Source organism: Oleiphilus sp. HI0066 (genome assembly GCF_001635725.1).
Genome location: NZ_LWFH01001018.1, coordinates 1 through 3,277, shown reverse-complemented (window position 1 = coordinate 3,277; position 3,277 = coordinate 1). Strand labels below are relative to the sequence as shown.

The following is a 3,277-nucleotide window of genomic DNA, read 5'->3' as shown; positions in this document are numbered from 1 at the left end:
GAGATGTGTTTGTGGAAAGTTAATGTCGGCTGCAGGGAGCAAGAGGTCTGTCAGCTAAACTGGGATTGGGAATTTGAAATACCAGAGTTGCAAACCTCGGTGTTTATTCTTCCAGGCGACATAACGAAGAATGCGAGCGAGAGGATTGCCATTTTAAACTCGGAGGCAATATCACTACGCACTACTCAGTGCCTGAAATTCAGGAGCTCATGGATGCAGTGGAGAAGATGGCTTTTGAACCAATACATTCGACACCGTCGCTGACGGTAATTCGGATTCGAGGATCCCGCAAAACTCCCGCACGGGAAATAAAAAAGGCCTAGTTCAGTGAACTAGGCCTTTGGAATAATTGGTGGCTACACCGGGATTCGAACCTGGGACCCCATTATTATGAGAGGTTGCGTTGTTTGTAAGTGATTGATTTACAAAGAACTGGGGTAAGGCCATATCTCCCTTATCCTGCATTAGACTGCATAAGGCTTTATAAAAGTCACCGAATTTTCCCATATGGCTGATAGGCGCTCTTTAGTTGTGTGCCGCAGTCGTTTTATTTTTTGTGATGTCAAAGTTTTGTAGTGATCTGTGTTGATTGCTCTGTCATAAATATTTGATGAGATGTGCTCGATTTATATGATGTGTTATCAATTTCAGGGAGTTTTTATCTCGGGTTTATCTTGGTGGAAGTGTGACTAGCTTCAAGAAATGGAATTTGATGAGCTAATTTATCTTCTGTAAGTATCTAGCGCATGTAATTATAAAAACTCAGTTTTATATGGATGTTTTGGAATTGCACAGGTATGTGTAAATGCTTCTTTCTAATTCCTGTTTGATTAATTCTATTAGCGCGATTTTATGTTGGTCTCTGCGCGCACCCATACTTGCACCTGACATTACATGTAATATTTTTGACAATATTACATGTAATGTTTATAGTGGCTTACATGAAAGTTAAATCTTCAGCACATTATCAGCGCGAGTATCGCAAGCGTCTGCGTCAGCAAGGCTTTGTTAAAAAGGAGGTGTGGATTCTTCCTGAGCATACGAAGTTATTGTCAGCTTATGAGAAAAAGTTGCGGGTGCGTGAATTGGATCTGTCGGTGCGTAATGAGCGTCAGTTAGGAATAGATCGAATAACAAATGGATTAGGAGTGTGTATGGGATTAGATAATGGTTTAAAGGCTTGGACTACTGTTAGTTTGCAAGAAGGTTTGCTCCGAGAACACTTGTTCGAAAGTGGTCGAGCCAAGCTCCAATTGATTGATGGGGTAGAGCCAGCGTTGCTTATTGAGATGAATGAATATGGTGATCTACCGATTTTTCTCACGGTTTCTGGTGAGCAAATAATTGTAGAGGCTGTTTTGTGGTCTGTAGATGAGGTTGTTGATGTTGCGGCATTTAATGATGCCATCTTGAGAACGCACAAGTATTTTCCATTGTCGACAATAAGCTTGGACAAAATTGGCGACGAGGGCGATTACTACCACATGTTTGGTGCGCTCAGTTCAACTTCATTGCTGTCAAACGTTGTGTTTGAAATCGAAGTTTTAGCTAGTAACGTGATTCAAGCGACAGAGGCATATAGCGAGTTTTTGGATGTAACTCTTGATAAGAGTGCGGCGGCTAGTTGATAGCTTGGTTAACTAATTAGGAGCAAAGTAATGAACATTTGGGCAAAGATGATGACAGCGCTTCGTGGTGGTGTTAATGAAGCGGGAGAGGCGATTGTTGATAGTCAGGCGTTACGTATTCTGGATCAAGAGGTAAGAGAGGCATCACAAGCTCTGCAAGATTCAAAGAACAGTTTGGCAGAAATTATGGCTAGACAAAAGGTTGCCGAAGAAAAGGTGGTTGGCCTGAAAGCGCAAATTGAAGAGCATGAAGGTTATGCTATCAGGGCGCTTGAAAAAGGTGATGAAGGATTGGCTCGTGAAGTTGCCGCGAAAATTGCTGATCTAGAAAGTCAGAGTATGCAAGAAAAAGAGTCGGCAGGCAGCTTTGCGGCAAGTGCTGATCAAATGCGAACAGCAATTACGCAAACCGAGCGTAACCTCAAGCGTTTGAAGCAACAGGTTGATACGGTTAAGGCTAATGAAAATGTTCAACGGGCACAAGCTGCCGTAGCTGAACGTCATAGCGGCTCACATTCAAAAATGAGAACGGCAATGGACTCATTAGATCGGATCAAAGAAAAACAGGCGCTTAAGTCTGCACAGATGGCAGCTGCTAGTGAACTTGCTGAAGACAGCTCCGCTACATCGCTTCAAGCAAAGCTTGAAGAAGCCGGTATCGCTGCGAGTGGGAGCAGCGCTGATGACATCTTGGAACGCTTGAAAAAGAAGTCTACGTAAAAGATAACCAAGCAATACTAGATTTTATTCAGAGATAGCGGAAGTAATACAAAGGAGGATTGGAAATGTTTGCGATATTTTTAATGGATGATATGGATCCGTTTTATCAAAATATATCGTCGTTCCCAACTGTATTCTTTACATTCCTTTTGCTTGTTGTCGTGCTGTATTGGGTCGTCGCAGTTTTGGGCTTAATTGAAATTGATGTGCTGGATTTCGATATTCCCGAAGCCAATGGAATTGATATCAATGCCGAACAGGGTTTGAATAGTGCGAACGTTTTAGCTGGCTTGATGTTGCGCTTTGGTCTTCATGGCGTTCCGGTCACAATTATTTTGTCGTTTATCGCATTATTTGGTTGGGTCATTTGCTACTACGTAGTGCACTTTTTGATGGGTATTTTACCAGAAGGTTTGTTTAGTCTTTTGGCTAGTATCCCAATATTGCTTGGGTCGCTATATATTTCCGTCATGATAACTGCAGCGCTTATCAAACCATTACGGCCTTTGTTCAAAAAAGCATCTCAAGAAACAGTCAAGCGCGTTTTGGGCCAAACGGCTGTAGTTAAAACATCTCGTGTGGATAACAGCTTTGGGGAGGCAACTCTTGAAGATGGTGGCGCCGGGTTGTTGCTGAAGGTGCGTACTGATGGCAGCGCAAGTTTTTCTAAAGGAGATCGGGTTGTGCTGCTCGAATATAACAAAGAAGAAAATACTTACCGCGTGATCTCTGAGGATGACTTCGCGGGAAGCTGATCAAATTTTAATTAAAGATACAATCTTGGAAATGGAGTAACCACTATGGCCGATCTGTCTGTGTTGATGCCTTTGGTATTTGGTGTAGGAATATTTTTTGTCTTTCTAATGGGCTTTGCTGCGCTGTTTAAAGCCTTTTACATAAAGGTAGAGCAAGGAACAGCTCTGATTGTT

The 3,277-nt window shown here is 42.4% G+C and carries 3 protein-coding genes; all 3 read left to right on the top strand.

The annotated features are described in order from the left end of the window. The first annotated feature begins 941 nt into the window (after window positions 1–941). The 3 genes from A3738_RS12125 to A3738_RS12115 all read left to right on the top strand — a co-directional run bounded on the left by A3738_RS12125 (window position 942) and on the right by A3738_RS12115 (window position 3,103). The gene (locus A3738_RS12125; RefSeq protein WP_068475576.1) at window positions 942–1,628 is read left to right on the top strand and encodes a YjfI family protein; all 687 of its coding nucleotides are present in this window, start codon (window positions 942–944) and stop codon (window positions 1,626–1,628) included. Window positions 1,629–1,658: 30 nt separating this feature from the next. Continuing rightward, on the top strand, window positions 1,659–2,348 hold the full coding sequence (locus tag A3738_RS12120; RefSeq protein ID WP_068475578.1) for a PspA/IM30 family protein: 690 nt from the start codon (window positions 1,659–1,661) through the stop codon (window positions 2,346–2,348). Window positions 2,349–2,413: 65 nt separating this feature from the next. After that, on the top strand, window positions 2,414–3,103 hold the full coding sequence (locus tag A3738_RS12115) for an OB-fold-containig protein (RefSeq protein WP_082878579.1): 690 nt from the start codon (window positions 2,414–2,416) through the stop codon (window positions 3,101–3,103). Window positions 3,104–3,277 lie beyond the last annotated feature (174 nt).

Bases quoted from the DNA above. Each gene is read 5' to 3' on its own strand.
- A3738_RS12125 (WP_068475576.1), top strand. From the start codon at position 942: ATGAAAGTTAAATCTTCAGCACATTATCAGCGCGAGTATCGCAAGCGT.
- A3738_RS12120 (WP_068475578.1), top strand. From the start codon at position 1,659: ATGAACATTTGGGCAAAGATGATGACAGCGCTTCGTGGTGGTGTTAAT.
- A3738_RS12115 (WP_082878579.1), top strand. From the start codon at position 2,414: ATGTTTGCGATATTTTTAATGGATGATATGGATCCGTTTTATCAAAAT.